Annotated in this window: 20 protein-coding genes; 4 read left to right on the top strand and 16 right to left on the bottom strand. The window is 42.1% G+C overall.

Features of this window, described 5'->3' with window-relative positions; translation table 11 throughout:
- Positions 1 to 106: 106 nt before the first annotated feature.
- From AAEY99_RS08490 to AAEY99_RS08475, 4 genes are all read left to right on the top strand, one after another.
- Positions 107 to 613, top strand: coding sequence for a glycine cleavage system transcriptional repressor (locus AAEY99_RS08490; RefSeq protein ID WP_011636830.1), 507 nt, complete (start codon positions 107 to 109; stop codon positions 611 to 613).
- Between the two features lie 94 nt (positions 614 to 707).
- Entirely contained in the window at positions 708 to 1,526 is an 819-nt protein-coding gene (locus AAEY99_RS08485) for a DUF2797 domain-containing protein (protein ID WP_350998826.1), read from the top strand.
- 304 nt (positions 1,527 to 1,830) lie between these two features.
- The gene (locus AAEY99_RS08480; RefSeq protein WP_101086703.1) at positions 1,831 to 2,436 is read left to right on the top strand and encodes a LysE family translocator; all 606 of its coding nucleotides are present in this window, start codon (positions 1,831 to 1,833) and stop codon (positions 2,434 to 2,436) included.
- A 29-nt stretch (positions 2,437 to 2,465) separates the two neighbouring features.
- A complete protein-coding gene (locus tag AAEY99_RS08475; protein ID WP_101086702.1) occupies positions 2,466 to 3,008 on the top strand; it encodes a DUF1415 domain-containing protein in 543 nt (180 codons plus the stop codon).
- 524 nt (positions 3,009 to 3,532) lie between these two features.
- Here AAEY99_RS08475 and AAEY99_RS08470 read toward each other — a convergent pair.
- The 16 genes from AAEY99_RS08470 to AAEY99_RS08395 all read right to left on the bottom strand — a co-directional run bounded on the left by AAEY99_RS08470 (position 3,533) and on the right by AAEY99_RS08395 (position 22,828).
- Positions 3,533 to 5,533, bottom strand: coding sequence for a methyl-accepting chemotaxis protein (locus AAEY99_RS08470; RefSeq protein ID WP_351010058.1), 2,001 nt, complete (start codon positions 5,531 to 5,533; stop codon positions 3,533 to 3,535).
- Between the two features lie 296 nt (positions 5,534 to 5,829).
- Positions 5,830 to 6,636 (bottom strand): alpha/beta fold hydrolase, encoded by an 807-nt coding sequence (locus AAEY99_RS08465; RefSeq protein ID WP_101086700.1) that lies wholly within the window; start codon positions 6,634 to 6,636, stop codon positions 5,830 to 5,832.
- A 25-nt stretch (positions 6,637 to 6,661) separates the two neighbouring features.
- Positions 6,662 to 7,027, bottom strand: coding sequence for a hypothetical protein (locus AAEY99_RS08460; protein ID WP_162023454.1), 366 nt, complete (start codon positions 7,025 to 7,027; stop codon positions 6,662 to 6,664).
- Between the two features lie 175 nt (positions 7,028 to 7,202).
- The gene (locus AAEY99_RS08455; protein WP_101086698.1) at positions 7,203 to 8,795 is read right to left on the bottom strand and encodes an ABC-F family ATPase; all 1,593 of its coding nucleotides are present in this window, start codon (positions 8,793 to 8,795) and stop codon (positions 7,203 to 7,205) included.
- A 355-nt stretch (positions 8,796 to 9,150) separates the two neighbouring features.
- The gene (locus AAEY99_RS08450) at positions 9,151 to 10,101 is read right to left on the bottom strand and encodes a hypothetical protein (protein ID WP_351010056.1); all 951 of its coding nucleotides are present in this window, start codon (positions 10,099 to 10,101) and stop codon (positions 9,151 to 9,153) included.
- A gap of 185 nt (positions 10,102 to 10,286) precedes the next feature.
- A complete protein-coding gene (locus AAEY99_RS08445; RefSeq protein WP_351010053.1) occupies positions 10,287 to 11,207 on the bottom strand; it encodes a M14 family metallopeptidase in 921 nt (306 codons plus the stop codon).
- 77 nt (positions 11,208 to 11,284) lie between these two features.
- Positions 11,285 to 12,250, bottom strand: a complete 966-nt coding sequence (locus AAEY99_RS08440) for a DMT family transporter (protein ID WP_351010050.1) — start codon at positions 12,248 to 12,250, stop codon at positions 11,285 to 11,287.
- A gap of 7 nt (positions 12,251 to 12,257) precedes the next feature.
- The gene (locus AAEY99_RS08435) at positions 12,258 to 12,464 is read right to left on the bottom strand and encodes a hypothetical protein (RefSeq protein WP_101087206.1); all 207 of its coding nucleotides are present in this window, start codon (positions 12,462 to 12,464) and stop codon (positions 12,258 to 12,260) included.
- A 203-nt stretch (positions 12,465 to 12,667) separates the two neighbouring features.
- Entirely contained in the window at positions 12,668 to 13,426 is a 759-nt protein-coding gene (locus AAEY99_RS08430; RefSeq protein ID WP_011636818.1) for an SDR family oxidoreductase, read from the bottom strand.
- Between the two features lie 12 nt (positions 13,427 to 13,438).
- Positions 13,439 to 14,338: a 3-hydroxyisobutyrate dehydrogenase gene (mmsB, locus tag AAEY99_RS08425; protein ID WP_162023458.1), complete on the bottom strand. Its 900-nt coding sequence runs from the start codon at positions 14,336 to 14,338 to the stop codon at positions 13,439 to 13,441.
- Between the two features lie 14 nt (positions 14,339 to 14,352).
- The gene (locus AAEY99_RS08420; protein ID WP_351010046.1) at positions 14,353 to 15,471 is read right to left on the bottom strand and encodes an enoyl-CoA hydratase/isomerase family protein; all 1,119 of its coding nucleotides are present in this window, start codon (positions 15,469 to 15,471) and stop codon (positions 14,353 to 14,355) included.
- Complete coding sequence (locus AAEY99_RS08415; protein ID WP_162023460.1) at positions 15,471 to 16,253, bottom strand: enoyl-CoA hydratase; 783 nt, start codon at positions 16,251 to 16,253, stop codon at positions 15,471 to 15,473. The genes AAEY99_RS08420 and AAEY99_RS08415 overlap by 1 nt, the downstream gene beginning before the upstream one ends.
- A gap of 50 nt (positions 16,254 to 16,303) precedes the next feature.
- A complete protein-coding gene (locus AAEY99_RS08410; protein ID WP_101086691.1) occupies positions 16,304 to 17,461 on the bottom strand; it encodes an acyl-CoA dehydrogenase family protein in 1,158 nt (385 codons plus the stop codon).
- A 165-nt stretch (positions 17,462 to 17,626) separates the two neighbouring features.
- The gene (locus AAEY99_RS08405; protein WP_192115252.1) at positions 17,627 to 19,120 is read right to left on the bottom strand and encodes a CoA-acylating methylmalonate-semialdehyde dehydrogenase; all 1,494 of its coding nucleotides are present in this window, start codon (positions 19,118 to 19,120) and stop codon (positions 17,627 to 17,629) included.
- A 166-nt stretch (positions 19,121 to 19,286) separates the two neighbouring features.
- A complete protein-coding gene (locus tag AAEY99_RS08400) occupies positions 19,287 to 20,477 on the bottom strand; it encodes a thiolase family protein (RefSeq protein ID WP_351010043.1) in 1,191 nt (396 codons plus the stop codon).
- A gap of 311 nt (positions 20,478 to 20,788) precedes the next feature.
- Positions 20,789 to 22,828, bottom strand: a complete 2,040-nt coding sequence (locus AAEY99_RS08395) for a diguanylate cyclase (RefSeq protein ID WP_351010040.1) — start codon at positions 22,826 to 22,828, stop codon at positions 20,789 to 20,791.
- Positions 22,829 to 22,919 lie beyond the last annotated feature (91 nt).

Raw genomic sequence — 22,919 nt, 5'->3', positions numbered from 1 at the left:
TGAAAGTAAACAGCAGTAAAACAATAACACAATCTTAAGTGGCTGCGATTATATGACGTAAATATGACATTTGTGTTACAGACATTATTTATAGGAGAAATATCGAATGATGCGTTATCTTATTACTCTTCAAGCACCTGATAGAAAAGGTTTAGTAGAACAAATTGCTAATGTAGTTAGTCGCCATGGTGGTAACTGGCTAGACTCTGAAATGCGCCATATAGACGGTATTTTTGCAGCAATATTACAATTAGAAGTGCCTGCGCTAAAATGGGATGAGTTAATTGACGCCTTGGAATGCATTGACGGCTTAACCTTAACCTTCGCTAAAACAACCTTAAGTGCTAAACCTATTAAACATTTGCACTATAACTTAGTCGCATATGATCGCCCAGGGATTGTGTTGCATATATCTAATAAAATGAATGCCCTAGGCGTAAATATAGAACAATTTAGTAGCCAATATGAAACCGCCAGTCACACGGGCATTGCATTATTTAGAGCTACTATGGCATTAGGATTAACCGATCCGAGCCAAGAAGAGCAAATTACAGCATCACTGTATGAAATGGGTGATGATGTTGTATTAGATAAACTGAGTAAATCAGCATAAGTTAATTTAGACATTGAAAACCAATTAAGTCTAAAATCCGTTTTGATCCTCTGTTAAACTGCCACAAAATAATGATGATAAAAATGGATTAACCATGTTTGGAACGCTATCAAAACTGAAAACCCACCTCAATGATAACCATGAGGTGGAATATCATTTACCTGTTGGTGAAGCGCGTTTGGCGCTTAACCCGCTTATTGGTAAGTCATTAACCATGACTCATACAGGTAATATTTTTTGCAGCAACTGCGGTAAAAAGACCAAGAAAAGTTATTCTCAAGGTCACTGCTACGTATGCATGACAAAACTGGCCAGTTGCGACTTGTGTATAATGAAACCAGAAACATGCCATTTTGATCAAGGCACTTGCCGCGAACCTGAATGGGGCATATCAAATTGCTTTGTGCCCCACTACGTGTATTTATCGAATACATCAGGGATTAAAGTCGGCATTACTCGCCATACTCAAATCCCAACCCGTTGGATAGACCAAGGGGCGACTCAGGGCTTACCGATTTTTAAAGTGTCGACCCGTAAAATGTCGGGCTTAATCGAAATTGAATTAGCCAAATTCATTAACGACAAAACTCATTGGCAAGCTATGCTAAAAGGTCATAATGATGATGTCGATTTGGTTGAACAAGCAGCCCAACTTATTCCGCTAATTGAAGATAAACTGCAAGCGCTCGCAGCCGAATACCAAGACATTGTTATTGAACGCCTTGATGCCAATATTCAAGCGATTAGCTACCCAATTACGCAGTTTCCAGTGAAAGTTAAATCACACAACTTTGATAAAATTGCTGAAGTCACTGGTATTTTGCAAGGCATAAAAGGTCAATACCTTATTTTTGATACTGGGGTAATTAATATTCGTAAGTTTTCATCTTATGAAGTAGACGTTAGTTATTAAATTATCTAGCGATTAACTTGCTAATGACTTGTAACTTAATCGCTAAAAACCGTCAACATGCCGAAATAACGAGTTCAAAGGTAAAATTTGAACTCGTTAAGTAAAAATGACCAACCAGAATTACACTTAGTAACTAATAATTTATTTGCTAAATATCAAAGCATTAACTATAAAACGAGTGTTTTTTAAGTTTTAAAATGACAAATTTAACCAAGCGTTAAAAAAATCATTATGGTGAATCACTCATTTCCCCTAGAATTCGATTTATAAAAATATCTTATTAATTCACTACAGAGACCCTTTCATGGAGTTAGTATTCGCCATTGCTTTATTTGCTTTTTCTGCCGGTATTACTCCTGGCCCTAACAACATTATGCTAATGACCTCTGGGGTTAATTTTGGTATTAAGCGTAGTATTCCGCACTTAATGGGTATTAGCTTGGGTTTTCCGACCATGATATTAGCGGTCGGGCTTGGGTTAAGTGCAATATTTCAAGCTTATCCTTTTATTCATATTGTGATTAAAGTGATTGGTATTAGTTACCTACTTTATCTGTCATGGTTAATTGCCAATAGCAGCAGTAAAATGGAAGGTAAAAAAGTAAGCAAACCGTTTAGCTTTTTACAAGCGGCAGCATTTCAATGGGTAAATCCAAAGGGATGGATTATGGCGGTAGGTGCCATTGCTACATTTACCTCAGTACAACAAGAGATCAATAGCCAAGTCGTGACCATTGCCAGCGTATTTTTATGTGTGGCATTTCCGTGTGCGATTGTCTGGTTAGGGTTTGGCGTGGCACTTAAACGTTTACTTAAAAATGAGCGTCAGCAACGTATTTTTAATATCACAATGGCTTTATTATTAGTGGCATCGATCATTCCAATGATGTTACCGCCAGCAACCCACTAATCAATTTTTTAGCGTTAAAAGGTTAACTAATGGAACAACATGAATGTCTTACTCATACTGAAAATTGGGTAAAAGATGTCATTATGAAATACAACATTTGTCCGTTTGCCCGTCGAGAAGTCGAACGCGCTAGCATTCGTTATGTTGCCATTGAAGAAACTAAAACAAAGTCTGTGTTAAAGGCGCTAATTGAAGAGTGCCAATACTTAGATAATCATCCTGAAACTGAAACCACGCTGTTTATTTTGCCGCGAGGTTTTGAAGGTTTTTACCCTTATTTAGATTTAGTCGATTACGCTACCGATGAGTTAATTGAGCAAGGCTATGAAGGTGTTTATCAATTAGCGACCTTTCATCCGGACTATTGTTTTGAAGGTGAACCACAAGACAGTGCGGCAAATTTTACCAATCGCTCCCCCTACCCTTGTTTGCATATTATCCGTGAAGCCAGCATGGAAATGGCATTAGCCAACTATACTGATCCTGAATCCATTCCTGAGCGAAATATAGCTTTTGCGGAACGTAAAGGCAGCGATTTCTTTGTCCAATTACTGCAACATTGCACCAAATGAGTTGTGAAAGATAACCGGCGGTAAAGAGCGGTATCAAGCGATGACAAGCGATGACAAGCGATTAACAGCCTAGAGACTAGGGCGGACTTCGTCCTGCTAGACGCTGCGCGGCTATAAGAGCGGACAATAGTTGGCTCCGTGGTGTAGCAAAAAACCTTCAGACTTAGTCGCTCAAGCTTTTATACCCTCTAGCAGCGAAGCGTTCTAGCATCTAGGCTCGTTCGCTGTTCTCTCGCTTGCCATCTTTGCTTAGATTGTCATCGCCCTTATCGCTTGTTATCAATTTATAGCCTAGAGACTAGGGCGGACTTCGTCCTGCTAGACGCTGCGCGGCTATAAGAGCGGATAACAGTTGGATCCGTGGTGTAGCAAAAAACCTTCAGACTTAGTCGCTCAAGCTTTTATAGCCTCTAGCAGCGAAGCGTTCTAGCATCTAGGCTCTTTCGCTGTTCTTTCGCTTGTCATCTTTGTTTAGATTGTCATCGCCCTTATCGCTCGTTACCGCTTGTTATCGATTTATCGCCTTAGCTTTTAGAAAGGATAAATTTGCTGACTTGTTGTGACATGTCACTGGCATCACTTAATAGATTGTCATTGAGCAAAGCAATCTGTTGTGATATCTCCTGTGTATGGTGATAGATATCGGTGATTTTCATCGCATTACGATTTACTTCTTCTGCTACGGCCGATTGTTCATGTGTTGAAGCGGCAATTTGTTGGTTCATGCTGTCAATCACGCTAACGTGTTGAGCAATCAATTTAAGCTCATTGCCTGCATGTTGTGACTCGGTAACGCTTTGTTGTGCTTGTACTTGGCCTCGCTGCATAGCACTGACGGCAGTGGCTGCACCCGCTTTAAGGCGCTCGGTCATCGCTTTAATGTCTTCTGTTGAACGTTGTGATCGCTGAGCTAAAGTACGAACCTCATCGGCAACAACGGCAAAACCTCTTCCTTGTTCGCCCGCTCTAGCAGCTTCAATTGCCGCATTTAATGCGAGTAAATTAGTTTGGTCAGCAATAGAGCTGATGACCGCTAAAATGGTCACAATATCTTGTACATCTTTATCTAAACGTTCAATACTTTGTGCGGCATTAGCTATCTCTTTAGCCAACAATTGAATCGCATCGCTAGTTTTACTGACATCATTGTTGCCACTCTGCACTTCGATATTGGCATTGGCTGAAGCTTCTGAAACCTGTACCGCATTGGCAGCAATTTCATGGACGGTTGCGCTCATTTCTGTCATAGCAGATGCAACTTGTTCGGCTTCTGACGAACCTTGTTCAACATCGGCTTGCATTGAACGAGTAAAGCCATTCATTTGTTCAACGGCATGAACCAAACTCAATGCATTTCGACGTACGTGGGTAATAACGTGTTCAAATTCTGCCATCATTTGATTAAATGCTATCGAGATTTGGCCAAACTCATCATCAGATTGATGGCTTAAGCGAGTGGTTAAATCAAACTGAGTACCAGCATGCAATATCTGCTTGTGTAGCTGACTTAAACTACGATGCAAATAGCGAGAAACAACCATGCTCATCACAATAGCAAAAAACAGAGCCAGCAATAACACCGCGCCTGTGAGATACATATGCTCAGTTGCTTGTGACAATTTTTCTTGGCTTAATTGCGACAAATCTTGGCTGAATTGTTTTTCAAGCTGAGTTAACAGCTCAATACGTACCGTTGCGATTTTAAACCAATCTTCAGGGCTTTGCTGCGCCATTGCAGCGCTGTCTTGTGCAAAAGCAATTTCACGAAGTTGACTAACATTTGCCATAGCACTGTCTTGTTGGGCTTGTTTAAAAATGCGAATGTTTTCTGGGCTAGCTGCGGCAATAAACCGTTCGGCATAAGTTTGTTGTTCCGCCACCAAAGTGACAAACTTTCGATATAACCCAGGGGGGAATTCACTGCGACCAAAAGTTGTGCTGAGTACTGCTCGCTCTATTCCTGCGCGTTCTTTTAATTGTAAAAATGCTGCGAACGCTTTGAGTGTTATACCTATTTGGCTATCTACACTCTGACTAGCTGCATTATCGACCATTGATAATAATAGGGTGTTGATGCGGGTATAATAACTAACTTGCTCTGCGACACTGATGTTAAGGGCCGTGACATTATTACGCATTTGGCTTAGCTGATTAAATGCTGAAGCAACTTCATTGTATGTGGATTGTAATTGTTGCGGAAAATCGTCTTGCTGAACAACAAGATTAAAACGTTGAATTTGTATGTCTGTTTGAGCACGTTGAGTCACTAAATTGTCTTTAAATGCTTGTCCTTTAGAGCCGAGGAAACCGGCACTCATACCTCGCTCTTTTTGCAGTTCATGTACTAAGGAGCTATTGATAATGGCAACCTGGGTTAAATCAATAACCAGTGCTAACTGATGCTGAGTTTTGTACTCATTATTAAGGTACATACCACCGAATAAAATACTGGTTAATAAAGGGGGAATGACAAGTAAGGCCAGTTTACGCGAAATATTGAGGTTGCTAATCCATTGCCAATTCATACATCATCCTTTTTAAAACACTTTTGATAAGTAAATTTATCTTCACTGAACCATAAACTAGATTAATAGATTTTGGTAAGTTATTTGCAACAAACTCAGATCTTGCTCACAGCTAATTTAGTTTCTTTTAATTTAATAATGCTTTAAATACATATAATTGAATAGTGAAAGTTATTCCACCTGCGTTAACGCCATACTTACGACATTGTCGGACAATAAAATCAATGAATGTTTTTATCGTGAATGGTTGCAGCGATAAACAAACTAAACACTATTTTTAGACCATCAATAACAACTTATAAACTGAGGCAAAACTCACTGATCAATTCAGGCCATTCATTAACCTCATCTATCGAGGCTGCAATGTGTAAGGTCGAATTAGGTATTGTGGCATGTAATTGAATGGCAGTTTCTATGGGATGGGTCTTGTCGCCGTGCCACGCTAAAATCAGGGTTGGCATGGTCAGTTCGGCAAGTTGCTGCTTACTGGGCAGGTCGTTAAGGGCGGCAGCGCGAAACAAATGATCTAGCGTTTGACGTGTCATTAGTTTTAATCCGTCGAGCATGCCTAATACACTATGTTCATGACCATTAATCAGCCAACTTGGAAGTAATTTATCCCAATGTTTAGCGTTTATTTTAGCTAAACCTTTACCACCAAAAATGCGCGCTGCTTTGGCCATTTTATGATATTCACCTACTTGTACTGCACGAGCATGCCATGCTGTGGGCGGGTTCATCAAGATTAACCCTTTTACCTTATGCGGATGTTTTAATGCTGCGAACAAACACGTAGCACTGCCCATTGATTGGCCACCTAAAATAAGCGATGGCGTTGCGTTAAAGTGCGTCGCGATACTTATCATGTCATTGGCAAGTTCTGGCCATAAATAGTCTTCTACGCACTTACCGGCAGAAGATAAGCCATGGCCAACAGCATCATAGCGAATAAGCTGTAATTTTTTAGGAAACCGATGCCAGGCATATAAACCAATCGCATCTTCACTTTGGATACTGCCGGTTGACCCATGAGCCCAAATCAAAGTTTGTCCTTTACCATTAATGGAACAATTAAATTGATTGATATTAAATTGCTCTGTCATGATGCGGCACTCCTAATGAGGTTATTTATCCTCTTACTATTTCAATCAACCTATTAATAAATAATTTGATTGCATCTGTGGTATCAAACCGAAATGCTAAACCGTAATGAATTTCACTTAAGCCTTTGTTGCGACGAGTTGGAAATCGGGTCATTTGAGCATTGTGATAGTAATCATATTTCGCGTGTACCCCGTCAATCGTAGCCAGCTCAGTGGAAAAAACTTCAAATGCCGGACGAATGATCAGTAATGGCGTTTTTCCTTCTACATGCAAATAAACCGGCTCTTTTAACTCAGGTAGCATGTATTCGGTGACATTCTTAATATTAAAATTAGTACGACATTGCAGTTCATTCAAGGTTGATGCGACTTGTTCAAGGGTGATGCTCATAAAGTAGATGCCTGTGCTGGAGAATGTCATTGATTTATATCACTAGAGTATATGGCCTAGCCGAATAAATAAAAACAAAAAGCCCCGAACAATTGTTCAGGGCTAATGGTGTTAATCAGTGAGCATTGGTTACAAACAATGCTGGTTACTGACAGTACTGGTTATAAAACCAGAATTACGCGTCAATACCTTTACTCACTAAGAATTCGTCGTAAGTGCCTTTAAAGTCATTAATTCCGTTAGGAGTCACTTCAAGAATACGAGTGGCTAGTGACGATACAAATGCACGGTCATGAGACACGAACATTAACGTCCCTTCGTATTTTTCAAGCGCGTTGTTTAACGACTCAATAGATTCCATGTCCATGTGGTTGGTTGGCTCATCGAGTAATAAAATGTTCGGCTTTTGCATGATAAGTTTACCGAAATACATACGGCCTTTCTCACCACCAGATAATACTTTAACTGACTTTTTAATGTCATCTGCACCAAACAACATACGGCCTAAAATACCGCGTACAGATTGATCATCGTCATTTTCTTTGCGCCATTGGCTCATCCACTCGAACAAGGTCATTTCATTAGCAAAATCTGCTTCATGGTCCTGGGCGTAGTAACCAATATTGGCATTTTCAGACCAATTAATGGTGCCATCGTCTTGCGGGATATCATGTACTAAAGTACGTAACAAGGTGGTTTTACCTACACCGTTTTGACCCAAGATAGCAATACGTTCACCCACTTCAACCATTAGGTTAAGTTTGCTGAACAATGGTGTGTCGTAACCTTTGGCTAAGTTTTCAACCACTAATGCATTACGGAACAATTTCTTTTCTTGTTCAAAACGAATAAACGGATTGACGCGGCTTGATGCTTTGATGTCATCTAGCTTAATTTTATCAATTTGCTTAGCGCGTGATGTAGCTTGTTTCGCTTTAGATGCGTTAGCAGAGAAACGGGCGACGAAGGTTTGTAATTCAGCAATTTGCGCTTTCTTCTTGGCGTTGTCACTCATTAAACGTTCACGTGATTGCTGTGCAGCCATCATGTATTCGTCGTAGTTGCCAGGGAACACTCGTAGCTCACCGTAATCTAAGTCAGCCATGTGAGTACACACTGAGTTTAAGAAATAACGGTCATGCGAAATAATAATCATGGTGCTGTTACGTTGATTCAACATGTCTTGTAACCAACGAATAGTATCGATGTCCAAGTTGTTGGTAGGTTCATCAAGTAGCAGTAAATCTGGATTTGAGAATAGTGCTTGCGCCAATAACACACGCAATTTAAAACCTGGAGCAATTTCACTCATTAAACCAAAGTGTTGCTCAATGGAAATACCTACACCTAGTAGTAAGTCACCTGCGCGAGATTCAGCAGTGTAACCGTCCATTTCAGCAAATTCCATCTCAAGCTCAGACACTTTGATGCCGTCTTCTTCGCTCATTTCAGGTAAAGAATAAATACGGTCACGTTCTTGCTTCACTTTCCACAGTTCTCTGTGGCCCATGATCACAGTATCGACTACTGAAAAGTTTTCGTAGGCAAACTGGTCCTGGTTTAATTTACCCATGCGTTCGTTAACATCTATAGAGACGTTACCGCTTGATGGCTCTAAATCACCGGCAAGGATTTTCATAAAGGTGGATTTACCACAACCATTCGCGCCAATTAAACCGTAGCGATTACCGCCACCAAATTTTACTGAGAGATTTTCAAACAGTGGCTTAGCGCCAAACTGCATCGTGATGTTAGCTGTTGTAATCAAAATGAAATTCCAAATCGTGTTGTGTGTTAAAGCCCATATCAAATTGTAGTCTACTTGCTCGAGTTGACATCTATATGACTCAAGCAAACAAAAATGATATTGAAACTGGCATACGGCAGAGCCGAGGTAAATACGAAGCGCGACAGTGTAAGGATTTTTGGCCTAATTATCAACCTAGCAATGATACAAATACTGCCCGTTTTGAGATGTGACGGTGATGAAAGAAGTATTTGCGCGTCATTATAAATGTCTAAATAGCGATAATGCGTCAGCGTTGATTTAATGCCGAAAACCTAGAGCAGCTTTCGGCATCAACCATAACCTTGTGAACCGTTTAGTAAAAATCTTAATTACATTATACCTTTGCAGGTTCAGCCACATCATCTGAGAGAGTTTCAGCTTGGGTAAAGCAGTTTTGTAGAATTTTTTTAGACGGATATACACCCACAGTGCTATCAATCATCTGCGCATCAAAATCGATAATAATTGGAATTAAATTAGTTGCTTTGGTGATTTGACGTTTTCTCAATGCTTTCAATATACTGATGTCTACTTTTGAAGGAGTGCTGTCGAAAGTAAAATACAGATAATGGATCGTACTTTGAGACGTCATCCCTAGGGTTTTCTTCAACCCAAGTAACGCAGTAAATAACTGCTCATGCTGAGCTTGAACTTGCTCAATTGACACCTTACCCATATCAATTACAGATATTGAAATAATATTGTTAAAATACTTTTTCGCCGCAATAAATGCTATGCCTTCAACTTTGGGTTTACCTTCTGTCTCGATAACGGATAGGTCTAACTCAGTAAAGTCATTGCTATTGATTAAGATATCTTTCAATCGCTCACGCCCAGTCGCTAACGAGCTAAAATAAGCCGCCTTTTTTTGCATGCGCTGTCTAACGTAAAGTGCTAATGAGCCACAAAGCAGTAAAAAAACTATTTTCCCACCGATACGATGCCAGAAATCGAGGTATGGAGCTTGAGGTAATACCACGCCAGCCTCTAAAACGAGTCCAGTGACTTCCAAGGGGGTTAAGTCTATATACAAGTCTTGTTGTGACAACATTCCAGCAAAACGGCCATCATAATTCCACAGTGGTAGAAACAATATATCAACAGATTTATAGATATAACCTACATCAATGAATTCACCATCTTGTGTTTGAAAACGTGGATCATCGGGAAGTTCCACAACAGGTACAATGTTTTCACCACCAAAAGAGATTAAACCCGCTTTGGCGTGTGCAAGATGGGGCGTCATTAATAAACAGAATAGACATAGCAACAGAGTATTTTTCATTTTAATCCTTTATTAATAAAAAATAGGCGACTAGCGAGGAGGCTAATCAATAACCGAGGAACCACAGGTTTTAACAGCAATGAGTCTTTTAGATTCCATTCAAACAACGACTCACCGCCATTATACTAAAATATGTCTAGACGACAACGGCATCGCTTGTAATCGTCTATATCACTTAACGTTTTTTAGAGCTTCAAATAACCAATAAGATAATCCAATCCACCAGTGATAGCGGCGACTTGAGCATCGTTACATTCTTGCGCTGTCACGTTTGGACTGTCTGGATAAACCTCTGTGGTGGTATTGAAGTGATTGTCAGTAATACCAGCACATAAACTGAGTTTTTTGACCGGATAGTTAATCACCCCAAATTGCTCAATCGGTACTTCAATTAATTGTCCATTATCGTCAGGCGCGATATGAGTCACTTTAGCCACTGAATCAATCACTGCTTTTTGGAACGCTGGCGTAGGGTTATCACTGTCGCCGACTAAATAGAAACCGTCTGGAATAATGCCTTTATCGTATTCAACGCCATCACGTGCAGACAGCAAAGGTCTAAACTCTAACTCATCAGTGTCAGTCGTTTCATGTAAATCGATATGGGCATATACATCTCCCAAACTTGCCACAAATGCAATCAGCGCGGCAGACTCTTCTGCAGGACTATTAGCATAAAAAGAGCGATTAGGATCAATGGCTTTCGGGTTCCAACGGTTAACGGTCTCATAACCCCAAGGGCTAATGCAAGGCGCTACAGCAACATTAAAATACTCGGTATAAGTTTGTGCTTTGGTGGTTAAAAACTGAATCGCGCCATGAACACCGCTGGTTTCATAACCGTGTACGCCACCGGTCACAAGAATGGTTTTTTTATTGCTATCCCACTGCTGAGATTTAAATGCAAACAGTGGATACTTATCAGCATCATAAGATAATGCGCCGTATTGTACTTGTTCAAACGGACCAGTAATCTGAGCCAGTTTACTCACCACTTCATCTTGATATGAGCGTTTTATGGCAACTTGTGCTAACCATTGTGCTTTATCTGCATCGGTCCATTTTTGACCTGGAGTACCAATTGGATACGGTGTTGAATTGCTCATATTACCTCGTTAATCATTTATTTTATTGAGTTATGTATGTGTAAGTCACTTGGTTTTCACTGATGTTTATTGCTCAATTATCTGCTTATTGAGAGGGCCGGCTTATTAACAGGATGGGCTTTGGCAAAGATAACCAATGCAATCCCAACAAAGATAATGCCAGCCGATACACCTAGATGAAAACTGATTACTTCATCTAAAAAGAGAATACCGCCCACTGCGGCAATCACAGGTACCGTTAATTGTAAAACCGCGGCATGGGTTGATGTAAGTCCACGCAATGCTTGATACCACAACGCATAACCAATACCCGAAGCAATTGCACCTGATAAGACGGCTAACAACATTCCTTTGGCAGACAATACCGTTGCTTGTGGTATTGAGACTAATTGTGGCGCTGAGGCTAAGTAAGGCAGGAGCCATACCACTAATATCATCACTACAACTAAAGGTAAACTGCGAATAAAGTTATAACCTGTATCAAATAATGGGTTAACTGACTTTTTGCCAAGCAAAGTATATCCACCCCAAGCACAGCCGCTGATCGCCATTAGCACTAAGCCGGTCATCGAAGGCGCACTCACGCCGGGCAACACTAAATAAGCAAAACCACTAAAAGCCAATAATGCGCCAATCCATTCAAGTAGGGTTAAGCGTTGGCCTTGAACATAGCTGATTAACATCATGCTAATTTGCACCGCGGCAAACAAAATCAACGCACCAGTGGCGGTATCGAGTAGCACATAGGCGTATGAAAAAGTCACCGCGTAAATAAACAATAATGCCGCAGCAAACATGCTGCCACGGCTAGTGGGTCGGCTTGTCCCTGCTTTAGTGTTACGCAATAACATTAATAGCCCCAACACTAAGGCACCAGCAGCTAAACGAATCGCAGTAAAACTGCTGGGATCTATAAGTGCAGGAGTTTGTTGGGTCGATAATGCCATACGACACAACACTGAATTGGCAGCAAATGCGACCAAGGCAATTAAGGTATACAAAGCGATAGAAAACCTTGATAAAAATGCGGATAAGCTAGACATAACAGAGCTACTTAGTCGATTTTTTGAAACTAAATTTATGAGTAAACCACTGTATTACAGCCACTTGCTGTACGTGGGTTAAGCCAAAGTAAACACAAATCCACGGTGAAATGAGTAAAAACCACGGGAGCGCCGCAGTCGAGCGACCTGAAAACAATAAATACAAAAAACCGCCATAGATAATAATCACGCCCAGAATGCCTACGATTAGCATGATTTTTTTAAGCAGGTATTCTAACTTCGCCACGTCATTAATCCTTAAAAGTAAAAAAGCCACGCCGAGCATAAGCTCGGCGTGACAGCATCATAACAAACTGAATGTGGGTAACACCAATCACATTCATTATATGAAAGTGCGCAACGCGTTATATTGCACTGAGCGAACAGATAATGAGCACAATGAATATACTCTATCGCTTATAAGCGAATACCGCCGTCAATTTCAAATACACGGCCGTTAACGTAATCGTTTTCAATAATAAAACGTACGGTTGCAGCCACTTCTTCAGGCTGACCTAAGCGCCCTACTGGGACCATTTTTTCTAAACGCTCTAATGCTTCAGGTTTCATCGCTGCGGTCATTTCGGTAGCAATAACACCAGGAGCCACGGCAGCACTGCGAATATTATGACGGGCTAACTCTTTTGCCCACCCAACCGACATTGCAGCAACGCCCGCTTTAGACGCTGAGTAGTTAGATTGTCCCATGTTACCGGCTTTAGCAACGCTAGAGATATTAATAATTACCCCTGCTTGCTTGGTTTCAATCATCGCTGCTGCGGCTTCACGGCCACATAAAAAAGTGCCGGTTAAGTTAACATTGATGACAGACTGAAACTGCTGATACGACATGCGATCGGTGACAACGCCATCTTTGGCTTTAATCATTAGCCCATCACGTAAAATACCGGCATTGTTAATTAACACATTCACTTTACCAAAGTCTTCAACGATAAATTTAAAGCCAGAGACCACATCTTCTTCATCAGTAATGTCTAGGGCGTAACCTTGAACTTCAGTTACAGAACCTAAATCAGCACAAGCTTGTTCAAGTTTAGCCTGATCAACATCGATAAGCGCCAACTTAGCACCTTGGGCAGCTAAATCATGCGCCATAGCTAGACCTAACCCACCAGCTCCGCCAGTAATGACGACAACCTTATCTTTTAATTCCATCAACTGAATCCTTTATTTTTTCTTTGAAAATTGTTCAAAAATACTCGAAAAATCGCGACGACCATGGCCTTGGCGAGCATGATTAACATATAAACTGCGAGCCAGAGAACCCATTGGTGTGCTTGAATTAGAGGCGACCGCCGCTTCTTGCGACAACCCTAAATCTTTAACCATCAAGTCAACCATAAAGCCACCTTGGTAATCTTTTGACGACGGCACATTTTCCATCACATCTGGGCATGGATTGTACTTTTCTAACGTCCAGTTACCGCCGCTGCTGACTTTCATGATATCAGACAACACTTTAGGATCTAAACCATTATCCAAACCAAGTTGTAATGACTCGCTAGTACCCACCATTAACACAGACAACAGCATGTTATTACAAATTTTAGCAATTTGACCTGCACCTACTGCACCAGCGTGAAAAATATTGCCGCCCATAACCGTTAATACCGTTTGCGCTTGTTGATAGGCTGCTTCACTACCACCACAAATAAAGGTTAAGGTACCGGCTGCCGCGCCTGCTGTGCCGCCTGATACTGGCGCATCCATAAATTCGATACCCTTCTCAGCGGCTTTTGCTCCCACTAAACGGGCACTGTCGGCATCTATGGTTGAGCAATCTATCAGTAATGCCTGTTTAGACACGACATCTAACAAACCTTTATTATTGTCATCGCCAAGGTACAAGCTGCGAACATGCTTGCCTGCTGGCAGCATGGTAATGACAAAATCGGCGGCTGCCGCTGCGCCGCACGCGGTTTTAGCACTGAGTGCGCCTTGCGCCGTTAACGCTTCTACTGCGACAGGGTTTAAGTCAAACACAGTGACTGTCATACCCGCGTTAACTAAATTGGCCGCCATTGGGCCACCCATGTTACCTAAACCAATAAATGCTACTGTTGCCATTTCGTTAATCCTTTTTAAGTAAAGTCTGCTAATGGGTGTCTATCTTCAGCCCAAGGCGAGGTAACCAATTGGGTCACTTTATTCGCATCCACTGCGTCTACATCTGCAAATAACCATTTAGGTTGGCGATCTTTATCAATCAGTAAGGCGCGAACACCTTCGCAAAAATCACCCATAGAGCAACAATTGACACTCACACCTAACTCCCACTTAAAGCAATCAGCTAAGCTAAGTTCTGTGCCAAGTTCTGCCTGAGCAAAAATCAAGTGCCAGCTAATAGGACTGCCAGCTAACGCGGTCTTTTGGGCTCGTTTTAGCCAATCAAGCTCAGTGTTTAATGTCGATAATTGATGATGCACATCAAGGATGTCACCCGCCATCAACAAATCAATTTGTGCTTGAAATTGTTGCAGTGGGCTAACGGATAATGCCGCTAAGTGTGGCTGACTCATATTGGTCAACAATCCGCTTAGCAGTTGATGGTTTATCTCACTATCTTGACTCCAAGCCAGTTCAGCCATGGCATCGAATAACGGCTCTTTTTCATCGCTATTAAGAAGATGATTCCCTAAACCGACATACAGCGCATCTGCACAGTTCATGTTGTAAGCGGTTAAGCCTAAAAACAACCCTGTTTTTCCCGGCATACGGTTTAAAAAGTAGCTACCGCCAACGTCTGGGTATAAACCAATGGTCACTTCAGGCATTGCAATACGGCTACGCTCGGTAACAACACGATGGCTCCCGCCCGCCATTAGCCCGAGTCCACCGCCCATAACAATGCCGTCACCCCACACTAAAACGGGTTTGCCGAATTGATGCAGTAAATAATCAAGTTGGTATTCTTGGGTAAAGAACTCACACGCCTCTGTGGTCATGTTGTTCGGATTGGCGATGGATGCATGGTAAATGGCACGTACATCTCCACCAGCGCAAAAGGCTTTTTCGCCGGCGCCATCAAGCACAACACACGCAATACTGTCGTCTTGTTGCCATTTAGTGAGTTGTGCTTGCATTGCTGCAACCATGTCGAGGGTTAATGCATTAAGTGCTTTTTCAATATTCAGAGTTACCACGCCAATAGATTGACCTGATAACGTGCCTAAGGTTTGAAATATTACATCTTGAGTCATTAGCAGTTCTTCCAGTTTGGGGCGCGTTTTTGTAAAAAGGCCTTCACACCTTCAGCCTGATCTTCGGTATTAAATAAGCCAACAAACAGTTCACGCTCAAGCGGTAATGCTTGAGTTCGCGGCATAGTTCGTCCAGCTTGAATAAGGGTTTTACATACGCTGACACTGCTAGGTGATTGCTTAGCCACTTTCGCTGCTAGCGCCACTGCGGCATCTAAGACATGGCCTTGTTCAACGACTTCTTCCACTAAGCCAATTTTTTCAGCCTTCGCAGCATCAATACGCTCGCCACATAAAATCATCCGTTTTGCCCAACCTTCACCCACTAATGCGGTTAAGTTTTGGGTGCCACCAGCACAAGGCAGTAAACCCACTGAGGCCTCAGGCAATGCCAATTGGGCTTGCGCTTCTGCAATTCGTAAATCACAAGCTAATGCCACTTCTAACCCGCCGCCCATGGCATAACCATTAATTGCCGCAATAGATACACCTCTAAACGCACTTAAGGCTTCAAACGCTTCGCCGAAATGTGTTGCCATGGAAGCTGCATTGTCTTTATCGCCGTCAGCAAACAAATTCAAATCAGCACCTGCTGAGAAAAACTTGTCACCTTGACCAGTGATCACAAGCGCATAAACATCTTTGTTTTGATTCAGTTCGAGCACGATATGTTTCAGCGCTTGCAAACTGTCAGCGGTCCAAGTATTAGCTGGCGGATTATTCAGAGTCAAAATGGCCGTGTGGCCGACTATATGTTTTAGAATTGCAGGGTGTGTAGTCATAATGCTATGTCCTTATGCTAAAGCTAGTGAGTCACGAGTGGAACCGCTAATTACAGGATCGGATGAGCATCGCTAGCGAGCAAACGGCGAGCAATAATCAGGCGCATAATTTCATTAGTGCCTTCTAAAATCTGGTGCACGCGCACATCTCTGAAATGACGTTCTAAAGGGTATTCACGGATATAACCGTAACCGCCGTGAATTTGCAGCGCACCGTCACACACTTGGAAACCTACATCGGTCGCAAAACGTTTCGCCATAGCACAATAAGCACTGGCTTCAGGGTCTTGAGTGTCTAATTTAAAAGCTGCTAAACGTACCATTTGACGGGCAGCCACTAATTCGGTTGCCATGTCAGCCAGTTTAAACTGCAATGCTTGGAATGCCGCCAGCGGTTTACCAAATTGCTTACGCTCATTCATGTATTGAGTTGCGCGAGTCAGTGCAGCTTGCGCGGTGCCAATTGAACAGGTGGCAATGTTAATACGTCCGCCGTCTAGGCCTTTCATCGCAAAGGTAAAACCTTGGCCTTCTTCACCAAGTAAATTGGCAGCCGGTACACGCACGTTTTCAAAACTGATCATTCTTGTTGGCTGTGCGTTCCAGCCCATTTTATCTTCTGCTTTTCCGTAAGTGACGCCTACTGCATCTGCTGGTACGGCAATCGCTGAAATCCCTTTAGGGCCAGATTCACCGGTACGGCACATCACTACGAGTAACTCGGTTTCACCGGCACCAGAGATAAACATTTTTGAACCGGTGATCAAGTAATCATCACCATCACGCACAGCTTTAGTTTGCAATGAAGCGGCATCGCTGCCGGCACCAGGTTCTGTTAAACAGTAAGAGGCTAATAACTGCCCTGTGGTTAAGCCTTCTGACCACTGCTTACGCAAGGTTTCTGTACCCCACGTAGTCACCATCCAGGTTGCCATATTATGAATAGTTAACATTGCTGTGGTGGCTGTACAACCATGGGCTAATTCTTCAAAAATAATTGAAGCGTCTAACCGGGATAAGCCCATGCCGCCTTCTGATTCTGGCGAATACAAAGAACAAAAGCCCAGTTCCCCGGCTTTTTGAATAACGTCTTTAGGAAAATGATGTTCTTCATCCCACTTGGCGGCGAATGGCGCGAGTTCTTCGGCAGCGAATTGACGGGCTAAATCAGCAAACTGACGCTGATCTTCGTTTAAATTAAAATCCATGCTGGACTCCTAATATTGTCTTGGATGACTCTTGGGTCATTTATTGCCTTAGCCGCATACCGCTTTAAGCGGTTAACTCATTACTAGCTGCAATGGGAGGTAAGGTGGTCTTGTTGTTTAGCGAAAAATATTACCGTGACAGCGTCACGGCAATAAACATCATTTCTATTTAAGATCAATACTCATGTTAGGACCGCTAACGGCTTCTGAGTCAAACCAACGAGTGGTGATAGTTTTGGTTTCTGTGCAGAAACGTACCGCTTGCTTGCCGTAGGCGTGTTGGTCACCATAGAAACTGCCTTTCCAACCGGTGAATGAGAAGAATGGTAATGGCACCGGAATTGGCACGTTAATACCCACTTGGCCTACTTCAATTTCATGTTGATATTTACGTGCAGCTCCGCCTGATGCAGTAAAGATTGAGGTACCGTTACCGTAAGGGCTGTTGTTAACCAGTTCGATAGCATCGTCTAAGTTATCCGCTTCCATACAACACAGTACCGGACCAAAAATCTCTTCTTTGTAAATGCTCATGTCGGTGGTGACATTGGTAAACATCGTTGGGCCAACCCAGTTACCCGACTCGTAACCTGCAACGGTGAAATCGGTTCCATCGAGTAAGCAATCAGCACCTTCAGCTTTACCTTGAGCAATCAGTTTGAGTACACGCTCTTTTGCTGCAGGACTGATAACAGGGCCGTAAGCAGCATCTTTGTCATCCCATAAACCAGGACGAACCTTAGCTAACGCTTCTTTTAATTCAGGGATCCACTCTTTAGCTTTACCGACAAAAATAGCGACTGAAATCGCCATACAACGCTGACCAGCAGCACCAACAGAGGCACCAACCATGTTATTGATCACTTGCTGTTTGTTCGCATCAGGCATGATCACGCAATGGTTTTTAGCTCCTGCAAACGCTTGCACACGTTTTAGATTGTCGGTACCGGTTTTGTAAATGTATTGACCAACCCCCACAGAACCAACAAACGAAATCGCTTTAATGGCTGGGTCTCTTAGCAAGATGTCGACTGCTGTTTTGTCGCCATGAATAAGTTGTAACACGCCTTTTGGCGCGCCTGCTTCAACAAACAATTCAACTAAACGCTGTGGCGTCATAGGATCTTGTTCTGACGGCTTTAAAATAAACGTATTACCACAAGCGATAGATAACGGGAACATCCATAATGGGATCATCGCAGGGAAATTAAACGGAGTAATACCGGCACATACACCTAAAGGTTGAGTGTAGCTATAGGTATCAATATTACGAGCGACGTTTTCAACGGTTTCGCCCATCATTAACGAGGCAACACCACAAGCATGTTCAGCAACTTCAATGCCGCGCCATACATCACCTTTAGCATCTTCAAAAGTTTTACCGGTCTCGTGAGCTAAAATAGTTGCTAGTTCATCGTGATGCTCTTTGAGCAAATGTTGATAACGCAACATGACGCGCGCACGTTCAGACACGGGGACTTCTTTCCAGGTTTTAAACGCTTCTTTGGCACTGTGAATGGCCTGCTCTACTTCGGCAGTAGTAGCGCAGTTAATTTTAGCAATAACGCTATTATTGGCTGGATTGGTCACATCAATATTGCGATCGCCGCTGCCATAAGTGAATTCGCCATCAATATAATGCTTAACTTGTGTGATCATGTTGTTTTCCTCGATCCTTGAACATCTTATGAGTGAATAACATCACTCGTATTGAGTTACTGCGCAGGTAATGCGATTTATTATGTTTGTCAGTCGCACATATTAAGTGGCTGCGTATACATTTACCTGTGCGGTGGTCTTGTCGAACTTAACTTGTATTGTCTATTTACACTTCTATCGCCATTGCTGTGGCTTCGCCGCCACCAATACATAACGATGCCACGCCGCGCTTAAGGCCGCGTGCTTTTAAGGCATAAATTAATGTGACTAACAAACGCGCTCCAGAACAACCAATTGGGTGTCCCATTGCACATGCGCCGCCATTAACGTTAACTTTATTGGCATCTAAGCCAAGTTCAGAAATCGCTAACATGGTCACCATGGCAAACGCTTCGTTGATTTCATATAAATCGACATCATCTTTGTTCCACTGCACTTTATCGAACAGTTTTTGCATCGCGCCAACCGGTGCGGTAGTGAACATTGACGGTTCTTGTGAATGAGTAGTGTGACCTTTGATGGTGGCTAAAACATTTAAGCCAAGTTGCTGGGCTTTTTCGCGCGTCATTAACATTAACGCTGCAGCACCGTCTGAAATAGAACTTGAGTTGGCGGCAGTGATCGTGCCGTCTTTAGTAAATGCAGGGCGTAATGTTGGGATTTTTTCAGGGCGGGCGTTACCAGGCTGCTCGTCTATCTCAACCGTCACATCACCACGACGTGTGCTGATGGTTACAGGCACTACTTCATCTTTAAATGCGCCAGAGTTAATCGCTGCATTGGCTTTTTCCAGCGAACTTAATGCAAAAGCATCCATTTGCTCACGAGTTAAGCCAAAGTCATCAGCGGTTTTTTGGGCAAATGTGCCCATTGCACCACCAGTGTAAGCATCTTCAAGACCGTCTAAAAACATGTGGTCCATTACTTTGCCGTGGCCCATGCGCATACCGCTACGAGCTTTGTCGAGTAAATATGGCGCTTGGCTCATGCTTTCCATGCCACCTGCAACCACAACTTGACTGCTACCCGCTTTAATTAAATCGTGCGCTAACATGACGGTTTTCATACCAGAACCACAAACTTTATTGACTGTTGTTGCACCAACACTTAACGGTAAACCTGCACCTAGAGTCGCTTGGCGAGCAGGCGCTTGGCCCAGACCGGCTGGCAATACACAACCCATCAATACTTCGTCAACAGCATTAACGCTGATCCCCGTTTGGGCGATAAGACCTTTGATAGCGGTTGCTGCTAATACTGGAGAAGCTACCTCAGACAATGCCCCTTGAAACCCACCCATTGGTGTACGTTTCGCGGCAACAATAACGATATCTTGACCTGTTTGCTCTGTACTCATGACCACTCCAATTTACTGCGCTTAAAAAATAACATCAACAATATGGATATCACTTTGACGTTGACGCGAACGTAAAGCAAGTAAAAAATGGTCTAAATGTTGATGTTAATTGATTGGAATTGTCAGTGAAGATTTACACTTGAAGAATGTCACATTTAAATTTGATGTAAGATGTTGTTTTTTATAAGACATATCAATATCTATTTATCAGTAACATGATTACTGTTGAGTGATTTATTGAGCGTAAAACTTTAGTCTAAGCACAAAATAGCCGTAGTGACTCAATAAACTAAATCGGCACTTAGAGAGGGTTATTGGTCCACTATCACTACTTGATTGCGGCCGTTGTCTTTTGCTTGATATAAGCCTAAATCGGCTTGCTTAATAATGTCGACAAGCTCATGAGTTTGCGAGGTTAACATCGCAACAGCCACACTGATGGTGAAATTCATTTTAACATCGTTAAACACAAACTGGTTTGACTCAATACTGGTTCGCAATCGCTCGGCTATTTCAACGGCTTGTGCTTGCTCGGTATCGGGTAAAATAATTAAAAACTCTTCGCCACCGATGCGACCTAAAATATCGTTTTTCTTGAGCCAATTGCGTGCTCGTCTACCACACGCTTTTATGGCTAAATCGCCAATATCATGACCATAATGGTCATTAATGGCTTTAAAGTTATCGATATCGAACATAATAACGGCTAGTGATCGATGATGTTTTTTAGCCTGATAAAAGCGCTTTTTGCCCTGCTCAAAAGTATGACGTCTATTAGCAATCCCCGTCAAATAATCCGTTTGAGAGCGGCGTTTAAATTGTCGGCGAGATTGCCACAAGAAAATGACCAGCACTAATAACACCAATGCAATTAGCACTGCGATTGCCATTGATAAGTTAGTAATTTTTTGAGAATCAATTTCGGCCTCTAAATTCAGCTTATTGATGGCCAATTGCTTTTCGAGCAGACGATTATTGAACTCAGCCACGGTAAGATTATGGTCTAATGATGAATTAACCACATCGTTATTTATGATGTTAGCAAAGTGCTTTTTTTGTAAATCGATGGTATCCAAAAGCTTATTCATGCCCAGATTACTCGACCCATTGGCGTAATCAATAATGGCCGCAATCATCAATTTCAGTTCATTGGAATGGCCGTCATAAGTCGCCGAACCAGAAAATATTTCAGCATACTTAAAAGCTTTATCTGGTTGTTGTTGGCGAAAATAACTCAATGCCAACCATGCATGCGTAGCGTCGACAAAGTATTTTTCTTGGGTTGTATCTTGCACTTCAAGTGCGCGCAAAAAATGATCTATACCTTCTTGAAATAAACCTTGAGCCCAACAGCTAATACCCGTATTAAATTGATAGAAAAAATCAAAGTCAGCAAACTCTGGCGATTGTCCTACCAGTTGCTGCATTTGGGCTAAATGAGCTTTATTTTCCCCCCACAAGGCCAATTTAATCGATTCGCCCACCATGTTATGCAACATATTAAACATGTCTTGTTTATCTTGGGCTTGCTCCCAAAAGTCATAGGCTTTGTTAAAGTATTCGTAGGCTTTACGGTTTAAACCATTGTCACGATAGATAGCAGCCGTGGCATTGAATATCATCGCTTGACGACTCAGTCCTAATTGATGTTGTTGCGCTAACGCTAAAGCTTCATTTAACCTTTTGAGACCTTCGCCAAAATCACTTGGTTTATTATGGCAATACGCACTTTGCGCTAACACTTCGGCCAAGATATCAACGTTTCCAAGCTGACGGGCTAATGTAATCGCCACTTCACGATCTGGGCAATAAATTTGGGTGTCGTTAGTTTGAAGGTAAAGTATGAATGAGCGTTCGAGATAGCTTTTGACCAGTTCTTTGCTAAGAGGATGTGGTGTAAGTAATTTAATGGCATGGCTATAGCTGTTAATTGCAGCAACAAGATCACTGTTAACTTCTTGCTCTATTGCCAGTAAATGCAATAACTGGCCTTGCTGTTCAATCGGCCATTGAGCACTTTGTGGTCGCTGTTGTTGTAAAAAGTCAATGCGTTGTTGTGGTGAGCTTAATGTGGCTAACTGTTGTTTGATATCAGTAATTTTTGTACTATCAGTAATTTCTGTGCTATCAGTATTATCGCTAACGGTATTGTTGCTAACAGTATTGTTGCTAACGGTATTGTCGCTAACGGTATTATCGCTAACAGTACTGTTGATAACAGTATTGTTGCTAACATTGGCACCATTCATAATAGTGCCATTAGCGTCACTAAAAATGTCACCGGCCCCCCAGGTAGTTAGCGGCCAGCTTACTGCACACACCAATAATATCATCAACTTGGTTTTAACCATTTAACCTCGACCTTACAATAAAAACATCTAAGTTTAACAATAGCTTTTATCGAAACGAAGTCAACGTTAAAACGCCGGTATAACTATATTC

Origin of the sequence: Shewanella sp. S1-58-MNA-CIBAN-0166 (genome assembly GCF_040310085.1) — a bacterium.
GTDB lineage: Bacteria > Pseudomonadota > Gammaproteobacteria > Enterobacterales > Shewanellaceae > Shewanella.
This window is presented reverse-complemented; position numbering and strand designations above follow the sequence as displayed.

Bases quoted from the DNA above. Each gene is read 5' to 3' on its own strand.
- AAEY99_RS08445 (WP_351010053.1), bottom strand. From the start codon at position 11,207: ATGAGCAATTCAACACCGTATCCAATTGGTACTCCAGGTCAAAAATGG.
- AAEY99_RS08405 (WP_192115252.1), bottom strand. From the start codon at position 19,120: ATGATCACACAAGTTAAGCATTATATTGATGGCGAATTCACTTATGGC.
- AAEY99_RS08435 (WP_101087206.1), bottom strand. From the start codon at position 12,464: ATGCTAATCGTAGGCATTCTGGGCGTGATTATTATCTATGGCGGTTTT.
- AAEY99_RS08420 (WP_351010046.1), bottom strand. From the start codon at position 15,471: ATGACTCAAGATGTAATATTTCAAACCTTAGGCACGTTATCAGGTCAA.
- AAEY99_RS08410 (WP_101086691.1), bottom strand. From the start codon at position 17,461: ATGGATTTTAATTTAAACGAAGATCAGCGTCAGTTTGCTGATTTAGCC.
- AAEY99_RS08440 (WP_351010050.1), bottom strand. From the start codon at position 12,250: ATGTCTAGCTTATCCGCATTTTTATCAAGGTTTTCTATCGCTTTGTAT.
- AAEY99_RS08430 (WP_011636818.1), bottom strand. From the start codon at position 13,426: ATGGAATTAAAAGATAAGGTTGTCGTCATTACTGGCGGAGCTGGTGGG.
- AAEY99_RS08460 (WP_162023454.1), bottom strand. From the start codon at position 7,027: ATGAGCATCACCCTTGAACAAGTCGCATCAACCTTGAATGAACTGCAA.
- AAEY99_RS08485 (WP_350998826.1), top strand. From the start codon at position 708: ATGTTTGGAACGCTATCAAAACTGAAAACCCACCTCAATGATAACCAT.
- AAEY99_RS08465 (WP_101086700.1), bottom strand. From the start codon at position 6,636: ATGACAGAGCAATTTAATATCAATCAATTTAATTGTTCCATTAATGGT.
- AAEY99_RS08400 (WP_351010043.1), bottom strand. From the start codon at position 20,477: ATGAGTACAGAGCAAACAGGTCAAGATATCGTTATTGTTGCCGCGAAA.
- AAEY99_RS08470 (WP_351010058.1), bottom strand. From the start codon at position 5,533: ATGAATTGGCAATGGATTAGCAACCTCAATATTTCGCGTAAACTGGCC.
- AAEY99_RS08480 (WP_101086703.1), top strand. From the start codon at position 1,831: ATGGAGTTAGTATTCGCCATTGCTTTATTTGCTTTTTCTGCCGGTATT.
- AAEY99_RS08450 (WP_351010056.1), bottom strand. From the start codon at position 10,101: ATGAAAAATACTCTGTTGCTATGTCTATTCTGTTTATTAATGACGCCC.
- AAEY99_RS08490 (WP_011636830.1), top strand. From the start codon at position 107: ATGATGCGTTATCTTATTACTCTTCAAGCACCTGATAGAAAAGGTTTA.
- mmsB (WP_162023458.1), bottom strand. From the start codon at position 14,338: ATGGCAACAGTAGCATTTATTGGTTTAGGTAACATGGGTGGCCCAATG.
- AAEY99_RS08415 (WP_162023460.1), bottom strand. From the start codon at position 16,253: ATGACTACACACCCTGCAATTCTAAAACATATAGTCGGCCACACGGCC.
- AAEY99_RS08475 (WP_101086702.1), top strand. From the start codon at position 2,466: ATGGAACAACATGAATGTCTTACTCATACTGAAAATTGGGTAAAAGAT.
- AAEY99_RS08395 (WP_351010040.1), bottom strand. From the start codon at position 22,828: ATGGTTAAAACCAAGTTGATGATATTATTGGTGTGTGCAGTAAGCTGG.